Consider the following 283-nt stretch of genomic DNA (forward strand, 5'->3'; position numbering starts at 1 on the left):
GCGTTGCCGACCCGCACGGGCCGGGAGCCCGCGTAGCCGGGCAGCGTGTCGATGACTGCCTCGGGCGGCAGGGCACCACCCGCCAGCGTGTACAGCGGGTGCAGGCGCTCGGGGCCCGGAACGGTGTCGAGCACACGGTGCACCCAGTCCAGGTAGGCGTCCGCCTCGGCGAGCGACCCCACGCTCACCAGGGCATGCGCGGTCAGCGCGGCATCGCGCAGCCAGCAGTAGCGGTAGTCCCAGTTGCGGACGCCGCCGATCTCCTCGGGCAGCGACGTGGTCG

Annotated in this window: 1 protein-coding gene; it reads right to left on the bottom strand. The window is 73.9% G+C overall.

Annotated features, from left to right (window positions below; genetic code table 11):
* On the bottom strand, window positions 1-283 hold a 283-nt coding region (locus tag ACSG5Z_RS32905; RefSeq protein WP_503827198.1), incomplete at both ends, for a glycoside hydrolase family 15 protein.

This window comes from Bacillus pretiosus (assembly GCF_051294775.1).
Classification (GTDB): domain Bacteria; phylum Bacillota; class Bacilli; order Bacillales; family Bacillaceae_G; genus Bacillus_A; species Bacillus_A wiedmannii.